The sequence below is a fragment of the Desulforhabdus sp. TSK genome, assembly GCF_022836495.1.
Taxonomy (GTDB): Bacteria; Desulfobacterota; Syntrophobacteria; order Syntrophobacterales; family Syntrophobacteraceae; genus Desulforhabdus.
Genome location: NZ_BQXM01000045.1, coordinates 1 through 21,324, shown reverse-complemented (window position 1 = coordinate 21,324; position 21,324 = coordinate 1). Strand labels below are relative to the sequence as shown.

At 57.7% G+C, this 21,324-nt stretch carries 19 protein-coding genes and 1 pseudogene; 15 read left to right on the top strand and 5 right to left on the bottom strand.

Going from position 1 to position 21,324, the window contains the following annotated elements:
* Position 1: 1 nt before the first annotated feature.
* From MWC30_RS19485 to MWC30_RS19470, 4 genes are all read right to left on the bottom strand, one after another.
* Positions 2-1,516: a succinate CoA transferase gene (locus tag MWC30_RS19485; RefSeq protein WP_244085876.1), complete on the bottom strand. Its 1,515-nt coding sequence runs from the start codon at positions 1,514-1,516 to the stop codon at positions 2-4.
* A gap of 418 nt (positions 1,517-1,934) precedes the next feature.
* Entirely contained in the window at positions 1,935-4,100 is a 2,166-nt protein-coding gene (gene ldhH / locus MWC30_RS19480; protein WP_244085875.1) for an L-lactate dehydrogenase (quinone) large subunit LdhH, read from the bottom strand.
* A 76-nt stretch (positions 4,101-4,176) separates the two neighbouring features.
* Positions 4,177-4,743 (bottom strand): lactate utilization protein, encoded by a 567-nt coding sequence (locus MWC30_RS19475; RefSeq protein WP_244085874.1) that lies wholly within the window; start codon positions 4,741-4,743, stop codon positions 4,177-4,179.
* 21 nt (positions 4,744-4,764) lie between these two features.
* On the bottom strand, positions 4,765-6,564 hold the full coding sequence (locus tag MWC30_RS19470) for an L-lactate permease (RefSeq protein WP_269467795.1): 1,800 nt from the start codon (positions 6,562-6,564) through the stop codon (positions 4,765-4,767).
* 294 nt (positions 6,565-6,858) lie between these two features.
* Between MWC30_RS19470 and MWC30_RS19465 the strand changes: the two genes are divergently transcribed.
* Genes MWC30_RS19465 through MWC30_RS19455 form a run of 3 tightly spaced genes read left to right on the top strand, consistent with a single transcriptional unit; the run spans position 6,859 to position 10,258 of the window.
* Complete coding sequence (locus MWC30_RS19465; RefSeq protein ID WP_244085873.1) at positions 6,859-8,238, top strand: FAD-binding oxidoreductase; 1,380 nt, start codon at positions 6,859-6,861, stop codon at positions 8,236-8,238.
* 2 nt (positions 8,239-8,240) lie between these two features.
* The gene (locus tag MWC30_RS19460; RefSeq protein ID WP_244085872.1) at positions 8,241-9,542 is read left to right on the top strand and encodes a (Fe-S)-binding protein; all 1,302 of its coding nucleotides are present in this window, start codon (positions 8,241-8,243) and stop codon (positions 9,540-9,542) included.
* Complete coding sequence (locus MWC30_RS19455; protein ID WP_244085871.1) at positions 9,539-10,258, top strand: FadR/GntR family transcriptional regulator; 720 nt, start codon at positions 9,539-9,541, stop codon at positions 10,256-10,258. Before MWC30_RS19460 ends, MWC30_RS19455 begins: the two co-directional genes overlap by 4 nt.
* Positions 10,259-10,460: 202 nt before the next feature.
* Here the strand turns inward: MWC30_RS19455 and MWC30_RS23135 are convergent, their stop codons facing one another.
* Positions 10,461-10,625, bottom strand: coding sequence for a phage integrase N-terminal SAM-like domain-containing protein (locus MWC30_RS23135; RefSeq protein ID WP_368860900.1), 165 nt, complete (start codon positions 10,623-10,625; stop codon positions 10,461-10,463).
* A 418-nt stretch (positions 10,626-11,043) separates the two neighbouring features.
* Between MWC30_RS23135 and MWC30_RS19450 the strand changes: the two genes are divergently transcribed.
* The 12 genes and pseudogenes from MWC30_RS19450 to MWC30_RS23130 all read left to right on the top strand — a co-directional run.
* Positions 11,044-11,751, top strand: coding sequence for a hypothetical protein (locus MWC30_RS19450; protein WP_244085870.1), 708 nt, complete (start codon positions 11,044-11,046; stop codon positions 11,749-11,751).
* A complete protein-coding gene (locus MWC30_RS19445; protein ID WP_244085869.1) occupies positions 11,748-12,353 on the top strand; it encodes a DUF488 family protein in 606 nt (201 codons plus the stop codon). The genes MWC30_RS19450 and MWC30_RS19445 overlap by 4 nt, the downstream gene beginning before the upstream one ends.
* 27 nt (positions 12,354-12,380) lie before the next feature.
* Positions 12,381-12,818, top strand: a complete 438-nt coding sequence (locus MWC30_RS19440; protein ID WP_244085868.1) for a DUF488 family protein — start codon at positions 12,381-12,383, stop codon at positions 12,816-12,818.
* A 604-nt stretch (positions 12,819-13,422) separates the two neighbouring features.
* Complete coding sequence (locus MWC30_RS19435) at positions 13,423-14,103, top strand: hypothetical protein (protein WP_244085867.1); 681 nt, start codon at positions 13,423-13,425, stop codon at positions 14,101-14,103.
* A gap of 348 nt (positions 14,104-14,451) precedes the next feature.
* On the top strand, positions 14,452-14,796 hold the full coding sequence (locus tag MWC30_RS19430) for a cupin domain-containing protein (protein WP_244085866.1): 345 nt from the start codon (positions 14,452-14,454) through the stop codon (positions 14,794-14,796).
* Between the two features lie 294 nt (positions 14,797-15,090).
* Entirely contained in the window at positions 15,091-15,537 is a 447-nt protein-coding gene (locus MWC30_RS19425) for a hypothetical protein (protein WP_244085865.1), read from the top strand.
* A gap of 273 nt (positions 15,538-15,810) precedes the next feature.
* A complete protein-coding gene (locus tag MWC30_RS19420; protein WP_244085864.1) occupies positions 15,811-16,356 on the top strand; it encodes a hypothetical protein in 546 nt (181 codons plus the stop codon).
* A 352-nt stretch (positions 16,357-16,708) separates the two neighbouring features.
* Positions 16,709-17,917, top strand: a complete 1,209-nt coding sequence (locus tag MWC30_RS19415) for an MFS transporter (protein WP_244085863.1) — start codon at positions 16,709-16,711, stop codon at positions 17,915-17,917.
* Positions 17,918-18,164: 247 nt separating this feature from the next.
* Complete coding sequence (locus MWC30_RS19410; protein ID WP_244085862.1) at positions 18,165-18,533, top strand: hypothetical protein; 369 nt, start codon at positions 18,165-18,167, stop codon at positions 18,531-18,533.
* A 21-nt stretch (positions 18,534-18,554) separates the two neighbouring features.
* The gene (locus MWC30_RS19405; RefSeq protein WP_244085861.1) at positions 18,555-20,531 is read left to right on the top strand and encodes an aldehyde ferredoxin oxidoreductase N-terminal domain-containing protein; all 1,977 of its coding nucleotides are present in this window, start codon (positions 18,555-18,557) and stop codon (positions 20,529-20,531) included.
* 48 nt (positions 20,532-20,579) lie between these two features.
* Entirely contained in the window at positions 20,580-21,119 is a 540-nt protein-coding gene (locus MWC30_RS19400; protein ID WP_244085860.1) for a hypothetical protein, read from the top strand.
* Positions 21,120-21,164: 45 nt separating this feature from the next.
* Positions 21,165-21,324, top strand: a pseudogene (locus tag MWC30_RS23130) (Fe-S oxidoreductase); the annotation flags it as partial.

The window sequence follows — 21,324 nt, the reverse complement described above, 5'->3', positions numbered from 1 at the left end:
CTCACAGTTCGCCGATGGTGGAAAGATCCAGGTCCGGCAGCATGGCGCCGTGCTCCATCAGGTTCAGATGCAGCTCGAAGCAGGTGTCCAGGTCGTGGCGAATATGCCCCGGACGGGACTTCTCGATGTAGCGGTAGAGGTAATCGCGGTAGGCCGGGTGAGCGCAATTTTCGATGATGGCTCTCGCCCGCTGCATGGGCCCCAGACCGCGCAGGTCCGCCAGTCCCTGGTCCGTCACGATGATCTGCACCGAATGCTCATTGTCGTCGATGTGGGGAATCATGGGAACGACGTTGGAAATCCTGCCGCCCCGCGCAACCGAGGGGCACACGATGAAGGACAGAAAGCTGTTGCGGGTGAATTCCCCGTTGCCTCCGATGCCGTTGACCATGTCCGTGCCGAAGACATGGGAAGCGTTGGCATTCCCGTATATGTCCACTTCAATGGCGGAATTGACCGCGATGACGCCCAGGCGCCGCACCACTCCGGGATCATTGGAAATTTCCTGGGGACGCAGCACGATGCGGGGCACAAAGAAATCCATGTTTTCATACACATTCTTCAGAACCGCCTGGGAGAGGCTCAGGCTGCTGGCGCTGGCTCCCTGGAGCTTCCCCTGCTCCATCAACTGGATGAACCAGTCGCGAATGGCCAGGGTGTACATCCTGAAGGGAGGAATATCCGGATGGTTCCCGAGAGCTTCCATCATCCCGTTGGCGGTCTTGCCGGTACCCACCTGCAGAGGAAGAAATTCACGAGGAATGCGGCCGACCTCCATCTCATCCAGGAGAAACCGCACCACATGCTCGGCGATTTTGCGATTGGCCGGGCTAGGCCCTCCCCGGTCGGGAACCTGATCGGGCTCGTCCGTTTCCACAATGCCGATGACTTTGGCCGGATCCACCTGGGCATAGGGGAATCCCATCCGCATCATGGTCTCATGAATGGGAATGGGCTGCCGCCGAGGCGGGGGATCCATGATGAAAATATCGTGCATTTCAGGAAGACGGCGGGAATGGGCCCTGTTGAGCTCGATGAGGACACGGTCGGCATACCGCAAAAAAGTCGGGGAAGCCCCGATGGACGTCGAGAGATACACCCGGCCGTCGGGAGTCACATCCGTCGCCTCGATGACTGCCACATCCAACTTGCCGAAAAATCCCACCAGCACCGTCCGTCCCACTCTCGAAAGGTGCATGTCGAGGTATTCGACATTCTGCTGATTGATCTGTCTGCGGAGTGCAGGAGCGCTCTGGTAGGCGGCGCGCCAGGAAATGGCCTCCGAACCGGCGAGCGGTTCGTCCACGGTCTCGCTGCATGCACCGCCCGTAAGGACCCGAATCCTGAAGGGCGTCCCCGCTTCGTGAAGCATGCGGGCGCGGGCGGCAAGGGCCCGCGGAATGGCCTTGGCCGTGCCTGCATTGGCAAAACCGCTGAAGGCGACTGTCGCGCCGTCCGGTATTTTTTCCGCAGCCTCCTTAGGGGTAAGATTGGGAAATCCATTGATGTGGGACATAGGGTCATCTCCTCATGGGGCACTTTTTACCCCAGGCAAACACTATCAACACGGCCATCCCAGGATGGGAGATATACTGCGAACGGTTCAAACCGTGACTTTCGTAGGAGCGGCTTCCAGCCGCGACTCTCTTAGGAATCGGCTATCTCTGTCGCGGCTGGAAGCCGCTCCTACAGGATCATCAATAAGTCAACATCTCACCCGTTTGGAGTATAATTTTCGCCGCAGTGTACTGATTCCAAACCGAGCTGGGTAAAATAGCTTTTAACCGCCTTCAGCAAAAGAAAAAAACGCCTCCCTTTCCAGAGAGGAAACGCCCTGCGTGGAGCCGATTCGATGTCTGAGAACAAGCGGCAGAAGGGCAGCTCCCTCCCCGGGAACTGCCCTTCTGTATTTCCACGATCCCTTGACCTCCGGGTTATTTTTTCAGGCTGTCGGCCACCACTTCCGCAATGTGCTTCACCTGTATCTTCTTCGCTCCCCGCTTGTCCATGCCCCCCCGCAGCTGCAGGACGCAGCCCGGGCAGTCCGTCACGAGAACTTCGGCGCCCGTCGCTTCCACGTTGTCCAATTTCCGCTTCAGGAGCTCCGCCGAAATTTCGGGAAATTCCACCGAGAATGACCCGCCGAAGCCGCAGCAGACGTCTTCATCCTTCGCCGGAAGGTAATCCAGGCCCGCTGTCTTCAGAAGCTCACGGGGCTCCTGCGTCACATTCAGCCCCCGGCACAGGTGGCAGGGCGAGTGGTAAGCGATCTTCCGGTAATGACCATCGAACTTTTCGGAGCTCACCTTGAGGACATTCTGCATGAAGGAGCTGAAGTCCATGATCTTGTCCCTGAGCTGGTCGACTTTGACCTGCAGCCCCGGGTCTCCCGCCAGCAGCCTGGGGTAGTTCTCCTTCAGGTGAGACCCGCAGGAGGCGCACAGGGTGAGGATGTAGTCGTACTCCGTCGGATCCACGGCCTTCAGGTTCTGGATGGCCACCTCCCGCGCGGTTTCGCTCTCACCCATCATTTTGGCCGGAAGGCCGCAGCAGGTCTGTTCCATGGGATATTCCAACTGGACATTGAATTCCCTGGCGAGCTTCACCAGGGCCAGCGCCTGTTCGGGGTAGACAAAATCCACGACGCACCCGCCGAAAAGCGCCACACGGTAGCGGGGATTTGGCAGGCGCGGGTTGATGCGCTCCCACTGGTCTCGCAGCGGCGTTTTCGCCACCACCGGAAGGCTTCGAAAGCCGTGCTCCCTGGAAAGGAAAAAGGGAAGATGTCGGATGAGGTCCCCCCCGCCGGCCAGGGGTTTTTGAGCCAGGTACGCCCGGCGCAGGAGGAAATGAAACAGGCGCCGGTCTTTCAATGCCCGGTTCAAGAGGATATTCTTGACGGGCTTTTTACCCTCCACTTCCAGCACCGTGCGGTACACTTCCTTGATGAGGTGCGGGAGATCGATCCCGGCGGCGCACACCGACTTGCACGCCTGGCAGTTGAGGCAGTTCTTCACGATGGCCCGCGCGTTTTCCCGCCCATGATAGAAATAGGTCAGGATGAGGCCGATGGCCCCGATGTAGACATGGCCGTAGTTGTGCCCCCCCACCAGCTTGTAGATGGGGCACACGTTGGCGCAGGCGCCGCACCGCACACACCGCAGAGCCTGGGAAAAGACAGGGTCCCGGGCCAGGGCCAGCCGCCCGTTGTCCAGGAAGACGATATGCATTTCCTTGCGCCCATCGGGACCCGGAGCGCAGTCGTTGGCTCCCGTGATCCAGGTGACGTAAGTGGAAATGGCCTGCCCCGTGGCATTGCGCGGAAGCGCCTTCAGAACGCGGAGGGCCGATTGGAGGTCGGGAATCAATTTGTCGAAACCCACCAGGGCCACGTGGACCCTCGGGAGCGTCGTCACGAGCCGACCATTGCCCTCATTGGTGACGAGCCCGATGGTGCCCGTCTCGGCAATGGCGAAGTTGGCTCCCGTGATGCCCATGTCCGCTTCCAGAAAGGCCTGGCGCAATTCCCGGCGCGCCACCTTCACCATGCCGTTGATGTCGTCGGGGTCTTGCGGGGCGCCGGTGATCTTCGTGAAAAGCTCCGCCACCTGCTGCCGCGAGAGATGAATGGCGGGCATCACCATGTGGGAGGGTCCTTCGCCCCGCAGCTGGATGATCCATTCCCCCAGGTCGGTTTCCGTCACCTGGTACCCTTCCTTTTCCAGGTGCGTGTTGAGGAAGGTTTCCTCCGCCGTCATGGACTTGCCTTTGACGATCTTTCGGACTCCGTTGTCCTTCGCGATGGAGGCGATGATCTCATTGGCCTCGGTGGCCGTTCGCGCCACATGGATCTTGGCCCCCGCAGCCTCCGCCCGGGCTTTGAATAGCGTGAACAGCTCTTCCAGGTAGGGAATGGAGGCATCCTTTCCCTGAGCGATCTCCTGGATGAGGCCTTCCAGGTCCATGCCTTCGAAGGCCTTGGCCCGCGAAGCCCTGTAAGACGTGGCGAAGTTGTCCAGGGTGGTTCCCAGAAAGGTATTCTTCAAGGCCTTCTTCAAATGGCCTCTGTATTCTTTCACATCGTGAGGCGTGCTGATCATGGCTTGTTCTCCAGAAAGAGGGTCGAGGGGCTCACCGCCGCTCGGAAAGGTGCGTGGGCCTGGCTTCCATACCTCATCAGTCCACATTCTCGTCGAGGATGAGGACATGCAGCTCCTGAGGCCCGTGAACTCCGATGGTGAGCACCCGCTCGATGTCCGCCGTGCGGCTGGCCCCGCTGATGAATGCCACGTAGCTGGGAGGAGCCTTCATGGCTTCCTTCAGCTCGTTTTCGAGACTCATGGCATCCGCCTTGATGCGTGAAGCGGGCAGGACCGCCACGTGGATTTCGCTCAACATGGTGGCGATGCGCACGTCCTCGGAGCTGGAATCCTGGACCAGTGTTGCCGTCTCGGCAACGGCGTGGTCGGCGACCGTGAAGCCGGTGTGCAGCTTCCCGATTTGGCTTCGAAGGTTTTCCGTCACCAGGGTGACCCCGTTTTCCTCGCAGAGTGCCCTGAAAGCGGACAAAGCGTCCGAATCCTTCTGAGCCAGGCCCGGAGCGGCAATGGTCGATCCCCCCTGCTTTTTTGTCACCTCGATGGCATAGAGAAAGGCCTGCTGCAGCTCCCCAATCTCGATGACAGAGGTCTGAACCGCTTCGGCCTTTTCCTTAAAAAGCGTTATCTGCTCGTGCTTTTCCATGGTTTTCTCTTCTTTCGTCTGTTAGTGGAAAACCGTCTTGACCGTGCCCTCTTCCGTCACCAGCCCCTTGCCCAGTATCCGCGAGAGGACGGTGATGAGCACGGCCGCCGCAAAGGTGATCCCGAGATAGACGAGGCCTTCCGTGTTGATTCCCGCTGCGGCGGCAGCCGCTGCAGCCTTGGCGGCGGCGGGAGCCGCCTTTTCCACCACGGGAATCATCCAGGTGAAGACATAGGCGTAGAGCATGCTGATGATGCCGATGACGGTAGTGAGGATGAGAGAGTGTTTCAGAGTGAACCGGAAGATTTCCGACTCTTTGCCGACCATGTGAGTCGCCGCCGTGGCCACGGAAATGGACTGGGGAGAGATCATCTTACCGCACACGCCGCCGGAAGTGTTGGCGTTGACGGTCACGAGAGGGTTGATGCCGAGCTGTTCCGCCGTGACGGCCTGCAGCTTTCCGAACAGGGCGTTGGTGGACGTATCGGAGCCCGTCATGAAGACGCCGAGCCAGCCCAAAAATGCTGCGAAGAAGGGGAAAAGCTTGCCCGTGGACGCGAAGGCGTAGCCGAGAGTGATGGCCATGCCGGAGTAGTTCATGATGTAGGCGAAGCCAAGGATCGTGGAAATGGTGACGATGGGCCACCGGAGTTGTTTCAGCGTATTGCCGGCAACTTCCAGTGCGGTGCGGACGGAAGCGCCCATCACCGGGATGGAGAAGAACCAGGCCAGCAAAATGGCCGTACCGGCGGCGCTCAGGCCGTTGAAGGTGTAGACGGCAGGCTTTGCCTTGCCCACGTGATCGATGACCATGTTGTCGAGGCCGTGGATGGGAAGCTTATAAAGGAAAATTTCGTTCATGGCCGTCTGCACGGGTTTGATGCCCCAGGCGGCGACAAAAACCGAAAGCAGGATGAAAGGGGCCCAGGCACGGAACACCTGGCCGCCGGTGTACAGGAGCTCCGCCCGGCCTTCGCTCTTGGGCTCCTCGGGGAAGCGCCAGCTTTCCTTGGGATGCCAGTAGCGCAGGAAGATGACGGTGCAGATGATGGAGGCGATGGAGGAGAGGATATCCGGAAGCAACGGGCCGATATAATTGGAAGACAGGAACTGGGCGATGGCGAAGGAGCCGCCCGAGACCATGCAGGCGGGCCAGACCTCCATGCCCTTCTTCCAGCCGGCCATGAGGACCACCAGGTACAGGGGAACAAAGACGCTCAGGAAGGGGAGCGTCCGGCCGACCATCTGGCTGAAGGCCATCAAATCCACGCCGGAAACACTGGCGCCCACCACGATGGGAATCCCGATGGCACCGAAGGCCACGGGGGCGGTGTTGGCCAGAAGGCAGAGGCCGGCGGCGTAAAGGGGGTTGAAGCCGAGCCCCGCGAGCATGGCGGCGGTGATGGCCACGGGCGTGCCGAACCCGGCCGCGCCTTCGATGAAGGCCCCGAAGGAAAACGCGATGAGGAGGGCCTGCATGCGGCGGTCATCGGAAATGGTTGCCAGGGAGTTTTTGATGACCTCGAACTGGCCGGTCTTTACGGACATATTGTAGATGAAGAGGGCGGTGATGACGATCCAGCAGACCGGAAAGAGCCCGAACAAGGCACCATAAACCACTGAAAGGCCCGCAAGCTGGGCGGGCATGCCGTACACGACGGCTGCCACGCTGACAGCCAGGGCCGTGGCGACGATGGCCGCCCAGTGGCCCTTCATTTTCAAAACCGTAAGAGCGATGAAAAGAAAAATGATGGGTACAGCCGCAACCAGCGCCGACAACGCCAGGTTCCCCAACGGATCAACATTCATGGTCCAAGTCATGGTGTCACATCTCCTTTGATAATGGCGATCCCTTCCAACATTTGGTAAGACCAATCTTCTTTTTTCGCGATTAGACAAAACTGAAATAGGGATGTCAAGAAAAAAATTGGTCATGAAAACTTTTTTTATTGACATCTATCAGAGCCTGTTGCTACGCTTGGAGCGAAGAAACGGCGACACGTCAGGCTTCATAGGTTAAATGAACTTTTGGTATGACCATTAAAACAACCAAATAGTGAAGACCCTTGGCGGGGGAGAAAGAACGCGCGGCACAAATCAGACGGAGAGAGGACCATGATGAAAGCTTTGATCAAGGAATTTGAGAAGGTTGTGGGCAAGGACAACGTCTTTCAGGACGAAACGGATCGGGCAACCTATTCCTATGATGCCGCAGTCCTCGAACCGGTGCTTCCCGCCCTCGTCCTTCGGCCCACCTCGAGCGAAGCCCTCGGGAGGGTGGTGGCTCTGTGCAATGAGCATGGTTTGCCGCTGACCGTGAGGGGGGCCGGCACCAACCTGAGCGGAGGGACCATCCCCAAGACGGGAGGCGTGGTTGTCCTCACCAACGCCCTCAACAGGATCATCGAGATCAACGAAGGAGACCTCTACGCGGTGGTGGAGCCCGGGGTCGTGACGGCCAAATTCGCTGCGGCGGTGGAGGCGAAGGGGCTCTTTTATCCCCCCGATCCCGGCAGCCAGGCGGTTTCCACCCTCGGCGGCAACGTGGCGGAAAATGCGGGCGGACTGCGGGGACTGCGCTACGGAGTCACTCGGGATTATGTCATGGGCCTGGAATTCTTCGACGTGAACGGGGATTTGGTGAAGGCCGGCGCCCGGACGGTCAAGTGCGTGACCGGCTACAACCTGGGCGGACTCCTGGTGGGATCCGAAGGCACCCTCGGCGTGTTCGACAAGATCACGTTGAAGCTCATTCCCATGCCCCCCGCCAAGAAGGCCATGATGGCGATATTCAGCGACATGAACAAGGCTTCGGAAACGGTCTCGGCCATCATTGCCCATCGCATCGTCCCGGTGACTCTCGAATTCATGGACAATTTCACCATCCGCGCCGTGGAGGATTTCAGCCATGCGGGGCTTCCCGTGGACGCCGCCGCCCTCCTCCTCATCGAGGTCGACGGCCATCCCGTGCAGGTGGAGGAGGATGCCGAGAAGGTGGAAGCCCTGTGCCGGCAGATGGGGGCCATGAGCGTTCGCGTCGCCCAGGATGCCGCCGAGCGCGACAAGGTGTGGGAGGCCCGGCGGGCCGCGCTTTCGGCCCTCTCCAGGGTGAAGCCGACCACCGTCCTGGAAGACGCCACGGTACCCCGGAGCAAGATCCCGGCCATGATTCGATCCATCGAGGACATCGCACGGGAATACCAATTGACCATCGGCACCTTCGGGCACGCCGGCGACGGCAACCTCCACCCCACGATCCTCACGGACAAGCGGAACAAGGACGAGTGGCACCGGGTGGAATCGGCCATCGACGCCATTTTCGACAAGGCCCTGTCCCTGGGCGGCACGCTTTCGGGCGAGCACGGCATCGGCCTGGCCAAGTCCCGCTACCTGGAAAAGGAAACCAGCAGGGGCACGATGCTCTACTCCCGCCGCATCAAGGCTGCGCTGGACCCCAAGGGGATCCTGAATCCCGGTAAGATCATAGGAGAATAACCATGCAGGACATGAAGAAGCTCGCTCAGCTCCTCAAACAGGTGGAAGACCAGCTCGTCGTCTGCATGCGTTGCGGCATGTGCCAGTCAGTGTGCCCCGTCTTTGCGGAAACGGGGCGGGAATCGGACGTCGCCCGGGGCAAGCTGGCCCTGCTGGACGGCCTGCTCCAGGAAATGTTCAAGGACTCCACGGGCGTCCAGGAACGCCTCTCCCGGTGCCTCCTCTGCGGATCCTGCGCCGCCAACTGCCCGAGCGGCGTCAAGGTCCTGGATATCTTCATCAAGGCGCGTGCCGTCATCACCAACTATGTCGGCCTCAGCCCGCTGAAGAAGATCATTTTCCGCAAGATGCTCGCTCAGCCGGAGCTCTTCGACCAGCTCATGGAATGGGGATCCAGGCTCCAGGGGATTTTCATCAAGCCCGTGGACGAGCTCCTGGGAACTTCCTGCGCCCGTTTCGTTTCTCCCCTGGGAGACCGCCACTTCAGCTCCCTTGCTCCCCAACCCTTTCACCGGGCCGTCCCCTTCCTGGACACGCCGGCAGGGGCATCGGGGCTGAAAGCCGGCCTCTTCATGGGGTGCGTCATCGACAAGGTTTTCCCGCGCATCGGTCATGCCGTGCTGCGCACGCTGGAGCACCACGGGGTGGGTGTCTTCATCCCCAGGGAAGTCGGCTGCTGCGGTATCCCGGCGCTCTCCTCGGGGGACACGGAAACCTACAACAAGCTGGTGCGCCACAATCTGAAGGGATTGGCCTCCCAGGATCTCGATGTCCTCATCACGGCCTGCGCCACCTGCACCTCCACCATCAAGAAGCTGTGGCCCACCCTGGCGGAGGAGCTCAGCCCGCCGGAGCTGGAGCAGGTGAAGACCCTTGCCGGGAAGACCATGGATATCTCCCAGTTCCTGGTGGAAAAACTGGGGGTGAAGGCAAGCGGGTCGGGAGAAGGCGGCGAAAAACCCTTGATCACCTACCATGATCCATGCCATTTAAAGAAGTCTTTGGGCATCGCGGCGCAGCCCCGCACAGTCCTCCAGGCCAGCCCGGCCTACCGGTTCAAGGAAATGAAAGAGGCCGACAAGTGCTGCGGGTGCGGAGGAAGCTTCAATTTGCAGCACTATGACCTTTCCTCGGCCATCGGAAAGCACAAGCGCGACAACATCGCCGATTCAGGCGCCTCGGTGGTGGCCACGAGCTGCCCGGCCTGCATGCTGCAGATTTCCGACATGCTCTCTCAGGCGGGGGACCGGGTGGAAGTGAAGCATGCCATCGAAGTTTATGCGGAATCATTGGACAAAAAATGATCACTCTGAAGCTCATCAAACCCAAACGCATCTCCGACCAGGTCTTTGAGCAGTTGAAGGAGCTCATCTTCAAGGGGCAGCTCAAGCCCGGCGACCAGTTGATGACCGAGCGCGAGCTGGCCCAGAGCATGGGGGTCAGCCGCCCCACCGTCCGGGAAGCCCTCAACAAGCTTGTGGCCATGGGTTTGCTGGAACATCGGCAGGGGCAGGGAACCTTCGTGAACTCCCCCGCCGACGACGCAGACAAGAACCCCTTGGCCGCCGTCATCAACGGCCACGACGTGAGCCTCCAGGACCTTCTGGAAGTGCGCCTGGGGCTGGAATGCAATGCCGTGGCCCTGGCCGCCCGGCGCGCCACTGAAGAAGATCTTCAGGAACTGATAAAAAGCCTGGCGCAGATGATCGAGGAGATAAAAAGCGGGAAGGAAGGCCTGGGGAGCAACGCCGACCTTTCTTTCCACATGGCCATCGCCTACGCCACCCGCAACCTTGTTCAGATTCACATCATGAGGAGCTTCTACGACCTGCTCTTCTTCGGCATCAAGGAGAACCTGCAGCACCTCTATTCGGACCCGTCCAACCTGGACCGGGTCATCGAGCAGCACGAGTCCATTGTGGAAGCTATCCGCAAACGCGACCCCGAGGCAGCCACCGCAGCCATGCGCAAGCACATCACCTTCGTCATCGATTTTTTTCGCGAGCGGGAAAGAGAATGAGAATGGCGGGGATCGTTCTCTATGCTTGAATGAATCCGGGGAACTTCAACTGCTGAGAGGGTGTTCGCGAAATCCAGGTTCCCGCAATCCTGCACCCGCGGCCGAGCTTCCATGATGCGCAGACCGCTTCCGTAGAGCAGCTTGACCATGAGCTGCGGCGCGCCGTTCAGAAGGGGGATGACCCTGGCGACCTCCTCGCGAGTCATGACGACGGGAAAATTACCTTCCTAGGGGCGCGAACCGCGTCGACGACACCCTCCAGGGGCTCTTTCAAGACCTTCCTGTAGAGGAAAACCAAGGCATTCATGGACTGATTCTGAGTTGATGGAGCGACTTGCCCTTCTACAGCAAGATGAGAGTGAGAAATTCCTCAATCTTTGCTTCACCCCCTTGATATCGACCCGTGACGTCATTCGGTGGCGGAGTACGCATCGCTTGATCCAGTCGCAATAAGCCCGCTCAGCATGGATGGAATAGTGGTGAAGGCGCATCACATCTCGAACTTCATCGAGAAGGCGGGGTGTCTTTTTCATTGACACGCTCCTCTTTTTTCAAGTATGGTCTCACTTAGTTCAATCATCTGAAATCATTCTCATAATGCCATATGAATTCAACGTTTCCTGTGCTATTTCCACTTTCGCCGACCGCTCTTTTCATTTCATGTGTGGGATCGGAATCTCTGATATTGAACTCGAGGCGAAATCGCCTAAAAAGGCCGTCAATACCACAATATCAGAGCGAAAGTGCCTGATAATCAATGGTTGGGCCTCAAAAGGAGTTCGTGAATGCCTGTCGTAAAGCGCATCCTTTGCCTTGCCAACTCCAAGAAGATGTCCGGCCGTTGCGTGGCCGGACGGGAAGTGCTTGACACCGGTCCCGGTCCCTGGATCAGACCCGTGAGCGCGAGGCCGACCGAGGAAGTCTCCGAAGACGAGCGCCAGTACCAGGATGGCAGCGACCCCCGAGTGCTTGACACCATCGATGTTCCGTTGATCCGGCATCAGCCGCATGCCTGCCAGTCGGAGAACTGGTTGCTAGATCCTGGTTACTACTGGACGAAAGTCCGTCAGGTCGGTTGGGCAGAGCTTCAGCGCTATGTCGAGAACCCGGTAACCCTGTGGACTAATACTCGCAGCACGTACAACGGCGCGAACGACGAGATTCTTCAAGCCGATGCAGATGCATTGCCGAACTCCCTCGTCCTGATCCGTGTCCCTAACCTGGAACTTAGGGTGTTCGCGCCAGGGGCGGCTTTTGGGAATCCCAAGCGCAGAGTGCTGGCTGACTTTCAGCATCGTGGCATCCAGTATGCGCTTTGGGTGACCGACCCGATCGTTGAACGCAACTACAAAGCGCGGCCTGATGGAACCTACATGCTCGGTGAATGCTGCCTCTGTGTGAGCCTCGGTGAGCCCATGCAGAAGCAGAACGGAGAGTTTTGTCGCTACAAGCTTGTGGCGGCGGTCATCCAACGTGAAGGCACACTGCCATGAGCAGTCCGATCATCATTTACACTGTGGGGCATTCCGCCCACACGATCGAGAAGTTTCTCGATCTCCTCGAAAGAAACGGGGTGACCGCTATCGCGGATGTCCGCTCCAGCCCGTTCAGTAGCCATAACCCCCAGTTCAACAAGGACACCCTGTCGGCCGAGTTGAAAAAGCGAGGCATTGCTTATGTCTTCGTCGGCAAGGAACTGGGCGCTCGACCAGGCGACCCCTCTTGTTACGAAGGCGGTAAGGTCCGCTATGCTCGCTTAGCCAAGACTTCGCTTTTCAAGGCAGGCATCGAACGTGTGTTGAGCGGGGCGCAGAAGTACCGCATCGCGCTGATGTGCGCAGAGAAGGAACCACTGGACTGCCACCGTACATTGTTGGTCAGCCGCGCTCTGGAGCAGAGAGGGGTGTCCGTTGTCCATATCCTCGCGGACGGCAGCACCGAGTCGCAGGAGCAGACCATGTTAAGGCTGGTTGATCAGGAGGGGCTTCGGCAGTTAGAGCTGTTCCGCAGCTACGATAAGTCCCGCATCGACGATCAGCTAGTGGCCAGGGCCTGCGAGAAGAGAGAAGAGAGAATTGCGTACGTGGATCAATGAGGCCCTCGCCGAGCAGGAGCGATCATCATGAAACTGTTCACCATTGGATTCACCAAGAAGTCCGCGGAAGACTTCTTCACCAAGCTGAAGCGATCCGGCGCGAAGCGGGTTGTGGACGTGCGTCTCAACAACGTCTCGCAACTTGCGGGGTTCGCAAAACGCAATGACCTAGAGTTCTTCCTGCGCGAGATTTGTCATATGGACTACGTCCATTTACCAGAGCTGGCCCCGACGCAGGACATTCTCGACGAGTACAAGAAGAACAGGGGTGACTGGGCCGTGTACAAGCAGAAGTTTCTCGAGTTATTGCGCAAGCGGGAGATCGAAAAGGGGGTTGACCCCAACTTGATTGCGGATGGCTGCCTACTCTGCAGCGAGGACAGGCCGGATCACTGTCACCGTCGGCTCGTCGCCGAGTACCTCAAGTCGCATTGGGGTGACGTCGAGGTTACGCACATCGTTTGATTGGGGAGAAGTATTGCCATGGGGAAGAGTTAGGGGACGCCCATGAAATAATGCGTTTCTGTTGCGCAGAGGTACTGCTGGGCGTTTTTCTGGTTCAAGCCGATGCAAACATGTCACTGAAGCGGACGGCGGCACACTCATGTGCATTGTCCTTGGAGCTTCCGGGCCGCCGTCCCTTAACTTTCCCTTATGAGAGCCGATCCCCGTGCTTCGGGATGGGTTGTCCCTCAAAGCTCGTCGGTGCTTGCCCGGAATCCTGGGCTACCCGACGCATGAGGGCTCAGAATCATGCACGTTCCCATAGTGACGTTCCACGAGTCGAGCGCCGGGATAAGAAAAGGGGTGTCGGTGCACCGACAGCAGGTAACCGTATGAATAGGCAAGAGATTCTACGGTGCCTCCAACCATTTGCCCTGTCACTTTTCGGTAGAGCTCACCGGGATTGGCTTGAGCATAAACATGTCGTTGGAGTTGGGCACATGGCACGACGCCAGGTCTTTTTCGTTAGGCGGTGACGACCTGACTTCCGGAGGAGATCGGAGCAATGTTCAAGGAAAGGCATCGGCAACTTCGCAGACCAGGTACTCCACCCAAAGAGACCATCTTGAGCAACGTCCTGGGCGAGTTCCTCGACCCCATCGATGCACTCTTCACCATCTTCTTCAGCATTCTCTTTGCGCTGCTCTTCACGCTTTCCTATGGCATTTTGATCTATCACGGTGTCATCCCGTCCTCTTTTGCAGGCGGATATGGACAAGAGTTGTTTGTTACCATCCTGGGGGCTGTCACAGCCTGGGGAATCATCGACGGCGTTCTGTATGTTCTGGGGGAGAGTCTCGCGCGGCGTGAGCGCTATCGGTTGCTCCAGTATGTTCAGACCAGCGACAGTGAAGAAGAGGCCGCTGGCGCCATTGCCTCCGAGCTGGATTTCATCCTTGAGCCGATAACCAGCGACGAGCAGCGACATGCTCTTTATCACGACATTCGTGTCTATCTGAGCCAGGCTGAACCTCAGGCAATTGGCATACAGCGTAAAGATGTGGTTGGTGCAGTGGCGACCGTTTTGCTATCCGTCGCGGCCGTGCTGCCATCCCTGCTGCCGCTGCTGCTGCCGGATAACACCGTGATGGCAATTCACATCTCTAACGTTGTGTCGTTCATAGTTATCTTCGCTGCGGGTTACGGTTGGGGACTTCACACCGATGCGAATCCGTGGAAGATCGGTTTGCTGCTCTCGTCAGTTTGCCTGGCTATGGTTCTGGTGGCTATGTTGCTAGGAGGCTAGCCTCGCTCACGTTGCCGTGACTCAGCGGCGCAGCTGGCTCGAATCGTTACGGCCAACCTTGGGAACGCCCGCCCCGGGACAATCTGCCAGGCAGAAATACAGGGATTTTGTCGCCCAGGGAATCAATGAAGGTCAGAGGGACGATCTGACGGGCGGTGGCCTGATCCGGAGTGCAGCCTTCAGCTTGGAAGGTGTACTTGCCAAGACGCTTACATCTGCAGGTCTTTTCCTGATTCAGTTCATCGGGTTGGGGAAATAGATTAAGGGCGTCCCCAAGTTATAAGGGGGGAAAGGGGCCGAGAGCCCTCTGACCTACCCGATCCCTGGGAGTACAGAGAGGAGAGGACGATGAGCAACGAACAGGAGGCACCTGAGACGAAGGGTGTTACGGTGAAGTTACTTGCAACGGTTGACCTTGGCCCTGAGATTGAGGGCATGGCAGGGCGCCAACTTCGAATGCGTATGGTGACCATCGAACCTGGAGGCGTCTTCGGCCCGATTCACGACCATAAAGACAGACCAGGAACCGTCTACATACTGCAAGGAACGATCACTGACCATCGAAATGGAGTCGCTACGGACTATGGGCCTGGAGTGGGCTGGCCCGAGGATAGGAACACCACACACTGGATTGAGAACAGAGGAACGATTCCGGCAGTGGAGATCTCGGTCGACATAGTCAGCCAAGAGTAAGCTCAGACCCGACATCTACCACGGTCGGGCCTAACGCCCAACGAAAGAATGATATGGACGAACAAGCAAGCTTGTGGGTACCCCAACTCGGGGTTCCGCTCAGCTCCCCGTTCGGTCGGCGTGGTGCCAGACATCCAGAAAACATAGAAAAAGAGATCAAGACAATGATCCAGAAAGTTGTAAGCAAAACCATTTTGACGGATCGTTCATCAGCTCAGAGAGACCTGGCCTACTGGCTGAGCAGGCCACCCGAAGAACGCGTGGCAACCGTAGACTACTTAAGAAGGCAATATCATGGAAGTTCAACCAGACTTCAGAGATCTGCTCGAGTTATTCAACAGGCATCAAGTTGAGTTCATGTTGGTGGGCGGTTATGCGCTGGCGTTCCATGGAGTTCCTCGGTACACGGGAGATATGGACGTCTTCGTTCGCGTCTCTGCCAAAAACGCAATGCGCATCATAGCTGCTCTCAACGAATTTGGTTTTGGGGCCGCTGGCTTGACGACAGAGGATTTCCTGAAAGAGAACATGGTTGTTCAACTTGGGGTACCACCCGTTCGAGTGGATATTGTAACGTCTCTAACGGGCATTTCCTGGGAAGAGGCTTATTCCAACAAGGTACAGGGGAAATATGGCAATGTGCCCGTCTTCTATATTGGACGGCAGGAGTTCATTTCCAACAAGAAAGCTACAGGAAGGCACAAGGACCTCGCCGACCTGGAAGCCCTTGGCGAAGAATAGGTACCCCGAGAATACCGAATCGTGTAGACGGGGGTTTTTCTCCCCCCCTTCAAAATTTTCCTCCGCTTCCGAAAGACCCCTTTCAATTCCGTCCTGCCGACCGTCACGGTCGCCTCCGCTCCCTGCAACGGTTTTGGCCCGTTTCATGCTCTGCAACCCTTCCAATGACAGAATTCAGCCCGCGGGAGCAGCACGCGGCTCAAGCTGAGAAGCGATGGGAATCTCACGCTTCCGCTTTTTGGATGGAAAGGGAAAACAGAGGACACAATGGAAATGGCAAAAGGCATTTGCATGGACTTCCTGGATGTGCCGGTGGGAAGGTACGGAACGGCGGAGTTCATTGAACGCTATGCACGACTCAGGATGGAGCTCCCGTCCCTGAGCCTCACCGCCGCCTGCCTGGTGCTCTTCACCGCTCTTTTGATCCCCTCCCCCATGGGAATCGAGGCCGGCATCAAAACCGCCCGACCCAAGCCCCACAAGGTCACGGTCACCGCTTACACCAACGTGGAAGCCTGCACCGATTCGACCCCCAACGAAACGGCCTCGCTCCTCCAGATCAAACCCCGCCACTACGGCAAGATCATCGCCCTCAGCCGGGACCTCGCAAAACAATACCGCTTCGGAGACCAGTTTGAGCTGCGCCTGAACGGCAGGACCCATATCGTGGAATATCAGGATCTTATGAATAAAAGGTTCAAGAACCGCATCGATCTGCTCCTGCCTTCTGTACGAAAGAGCCTGAAATTTGGAGTCAATGAGGGAGTGCTCATCCCTCTCGACAGGCAGGACCGGAAACCTGCCCGCAGGATGGGCTGATGCACTGCCCTGCCCCGCATGACGCCAACGACGCTCCCTGCCCTCCCCGGATACCTCCAGACCGACTGAAGATAAAGGGTTTCTAAATCTTCCGAAATCTGAGAAAATCTGCCCGGTGCATTGCAACGGCAATCATGACGTGCTCGAGAGATTTTGAAGTCCACCTTCCAAGGGGGCTGGAGGGGGATGTGCGTGATGTTCCCCCAGCCCTTTGCCCTTGCCCGGGGAAGGCGTTGTGGCACTTGGGAGCATGAAAACCAGATCATGGCAGTAATTTTACGAAATACCGTCATGATTCATCTCCTATAGAGGGATCCATACAGCTGATGTTTCCTGGCGAAGGAAAAAGGTCATGCCCCTGAAGGCTCCGGCCGGCGGTTTTTCCTACGGAATGCTCCTCCTGATCACCTGCGGCGTGGGCTTTTTGACCTTTTTCGGCTCCTATATGCGCATTCCCATTGTCCCTCTCTATGCAGGGAGTCTTGGGGCCGATGCGCTGCAGGTGGGCATTATCAACGGCTCGTTCCTTTTCGTAACGGGCATCCTGTCCCTCCCCATGGGTCTGCTCTCCGATCGCACGGGCCGAAAAGTGCTCATCCTGTGGGGACTCATCGTCTCCATCATCACCGCGTTCCTCCTGTACACCTGCCGCACTCCCGGACAGCTGATGCTCGTGTACCTGTTTTTCGGCATCGGTCAGGCCGCTTTCGCTCCCACCATGATGTCCTATGTGGCTGATTTCTCCCCTCCCACACATATTGGCCGGACCTACGGCTGGTATACCCTGGCCATTTATGTCGGCATGAGCACGGGGCCGGCATCCGGCGGGCTGGTGGCCCACCGGCTGGGATATCCTGCCGTTTTTTTATGTTCGGGAGGCCTTTTGCTCCTGGTCCTGGCAGGCACTCTCTTCTTCCTGCCCCGCGCACGGACGATAGCCCTTCTGCGGCCACCCCGTCTGCCCTTCAGAGAGGCAGCCGGGGAGGTTCTGAGGAGCCCGGGGCTCCTGGCGTGCTGGCTCGTGACGCTGGGGGCGTGCATGGGCACGGGTACCTTCATTACCTTCGTGCCTCTCCACGCCAGTGAACTGGGAATCAGCGTGGGACACATCGGCCTCATTTTTGCCGCTCAGGCACTGTCCAATGCCCTCTCTCGGATTCCCTTCGGCTACCTGAGCGACCGAACCTCCAACCGAAGCCACCTGGTGGTGGGGGGGCTCATGGGCTTCGCCCTCTGCATGGCGGGTCTCGGTATGGCCACCCACATTTTCGCTTTTCTCGCGGCCGCAGCGGGCTTGGGCTTCTGCATGGGCATCGGGTTCACGGCCATTGGGGCCCTCATGACCGAGCTCGTCAGTCCCGGTTGCCGCGGGTTTGCCATGGGCGGCTACAACAGCGCCATCTACCTGGGGATGATGCTGGGCTCCCTGGTGATGGGAGCCGTCGTGAAGGAAATAGGATTCAAAAACGGCTTCCTGCTCATCGGACTGGTCAATGTATTGGTGACGGGAGGTTTCCACGTCATCTTTCGGAGAATTCTTCCTGGAAGCACCTCGCTGTAGAATCGTTCTCGCCAAATCATTATGTCATTGTTTACATAATTAAAATCCCTTGACTAATTATATTGTAGCTGTAATATAGCTTATAGTAGATTTTGTTTGGCAGAGCACATGGAAGCCTCCGGCTGTACGCCGGCTTCGGTGTCCTGGACAGGACACGCTGCCGCCGCGAATCAACTCGATTCCCGGGGGATTTAAGGCAGCGAAGCCTTGTCTCGGCATCAAGGGTGCTCGCCGAGGGAGGGCATGAATGTGTGCCGAAGATATCGAAAGCACGGAGAAAAGACTTGGTCCTTCACGTCCGAAGGACCGGAACTACGACAAGAACATCCACGTGACCTCCACGAACCATGTCCGGAGCAATTTCGGACGGTCAAACGATTTCATATCCAAAGCCGAAAACATCGGGCGCACCAAGGCCCTGCCCATGGACAGCCGTGTCCCCCATGTCCGGGCGCATGTCGCGACGCAGGGGTGCCCCGTTGTCGGCCCGCCGACGGCGGGTTGGATAGGGAGGACGGGAGCCGGTGCAGGCTTTTTAGTATCGATTGGGCAACAAGTATTCCGAGCGAGGGAGCTCATTGGGTTCGTGATTCGTGAAAAAGTGTACCGCGGGTGAGTTAATTCAAAAGGGGAAAAAATGAGGTACGCAGAGACAGGGTATAATTTAGAAATAGATCTGACCCGAGGAAGCATCGAGAGGGTGGAGACCGATCCAAAATTGACGGAGCTTTATCTTGGGGGACTGGGCACGAACGCAAAGCTCCTGTGGGATCGTGTTCCTCCTGAAACCAAAGCATTTGACCCTGAGAATATCCTGATATTCAGTGCGGGTCTTCTGTGCGGCACGCCGGCCACCGGGTGCAACCGTACCATTCTCACCACCGTTTCGCCTCAGACCGATTTGATGGCGTATTCCATGATGGGTGGATTTTTCGCGCCCGAATTGAAATACGCCGGCTATGACAAGGTGATCCTGCGGGGCAAGTCGCCCAACCTGGTGTACATCTATATCCACAACGACAAGGTGGAGATCCGTGACGCCGCGCACCTGAAGGGCATGGGCGCCATTGAAGCCGCTGAAGCCATCAAGAAGGAACTGAAGGAGCCCGACGCGCAGGTGGCGGCCATCGGCCTGGCCGGTGAAAACAGGGTCTATTTTGCCTCCGTCGAGCAGGGCCGCTCCAGCGCCAGCCGGCTCGGCATCGGCGCCGTCATGGGAGACAAGGGTGTCAAGGCCATCGTGGTACGCGGGACGAAGGACATCAATCTGGCCCGCTCCCAAGAATTCCTGGGACTCTGCAACGAAGTGCTGGAATATATTAAATTTAGAAATGAAAATCCCATCCCCGGCGTCATGCCGATCCTGGCCGGGCTCGGGTCGCCGCAGGAAATGGCCATCGACGACGAGAAATGGCACACGGAGAACTTCATGTGGGGCAATTCCCGTACCCGCAGGAAGGATTTCTGGACGGACGAAATCCACCATCAGTGGACGGAAACCATGGCCAAGGCTCGACGGCGCCTCATCAGCTGCTACAACTGTCCCATGACATGCGGAGCAACCATTTCCTTGCCCGGGACCCCCACCTACATGATGAAATGTTTTTCGAAGCTCACGTATACCATCGCCGCTTTTTCCGACCTGGAGTTCGGCTTGAAGATCGCCCAGCGCGCCACGGAGTACGGCGTCGACGGGTTTTCGACTCCCCAGGTCATGGCCTTCGCCGTTGAGCTCTACGAAGCCGGCATTCTGACAGACGAGGACATGCCGGGATTCCCATCCGACAACGAGGAAAGATTCTACTGGCTCCTCGACAGAATCGTCCGCCGGGAAGGGATCGGCAATATTCTGGCCGACGGCACTCACTGGGCAGCCCAAGCCATCGGCAAGGGCGCCGAAGCCTATGCCCACAACAACATCAAAAAGCACGAGCAGGTGCCCCTCAAGCTCTCCATGCTCAATCCCATTTATTTCCTCATGTATGCCACCGGTGAGAAGTTGAACATCACGCAGATCGAAGGGCAGTTCCCACAATCACCTTTCCCCACCCGGGAAGAGAGGGAAGAGTTTGTCAGGGAGTGGTTCCAGGTTCCCGATGAAAAGTTCAAGCAGTATTTCCTCGACTGGGAGCTGCGTGGAGAAAAATCCCTTCCTTTTTATCCGACGGTTCAAATGTGCTGTGACATTGTCGACTGGCAGGAGCGAATGCACTACATCGACGACGCCCTCGGCATGTGCGCCGGCTTGTCCTCATTCCCCCTGAAGCCCCCGTATCACATTCACAACTACCCGAAATTCATTTCTGCGGGTGCCGGAATCGAGATGGACGAAGAAAAGCTCACGGAAGCAGCCAGGCGGTACCGGACACTGGTCAGGGCCTACAACATCAGAAGGGGCATGAGGCGCAAAGACGACAAGCCACCCGAGAACCACTGGAAGAAGAGATTCCCCGAACTGGAGAAGGAGCTTCTCGACACGTATTACAAGTTCAAGGGATGGAATGACGACGGTATTCCCACCAAAGAGACCCTGATGGCCCTGGGTTTGGATTACGTGGCGGAGGAGTTTCTGCAGAAGGGAATCTTGACGGACAACGAAAGCGCCTCTTCTTAAGAGCTCTCGTCGGAACATATAGAGGAAAGAAAGTGGAAGGAGTAAGCTGTGAACAGTGCAAAAAAGAAAAAAATAATCAAAACGATAAAGATCGATGCGGATAAATGCAACGGCTGCAGGGCATGTGAGGTCATCTGCTCCGCCTTCCACGCTGAGCCGAAGTACAGCAGCAATAATCCGGCGAGATCCCGCATTAAGCTGATTCGCGATCCACTGAAAGACATGTACGTTCCTGTCTACGCCGGCGAATATACTCCCGCTGAATGCATGGGCAGAGACAAATATATCATCGATGGGAAAGAATACGATGAGTGTGCCTTCTGCAGGGCCTCCTGCCCTTCCCGAAGCATATTCAAGGAGCCCGACTCCGGCCTCCCCCTCAAGTGCGACATGTGTGAAGGCGAAGAGGAGCCCCTCTGCGTCAAGTGGTGCATCGTCAATGCCCTGACCTACGAGGAACGGGAAGAGGAAGTCGACGAAGCAGAGGAAGAGAAACTGGAGGATATGGAGATCGGCCTGGAGGCATTGGCGGACAAGTATGGACTGGACAAGCTGAAGGATGCCGTTGCTCGAATGACCAAGGAATAGTCCCTTTAGGCGCATGAAAGCGAAAGAAGAGGTTTGAGAAAAACGGTGGAAACTGTAGCCCCTTATAAAGATATTATAGAAGTCATCAAAGCGAGCGGTGGAGACGCCTTCAAGCGATGCTTCCAGTGCGGGCTGTGCGACGTGGTCTGCCCCTGGAACCGGGTGAGAAACTTCAGCATGCGCAAGCTCGTCCGGGAAGCCACCT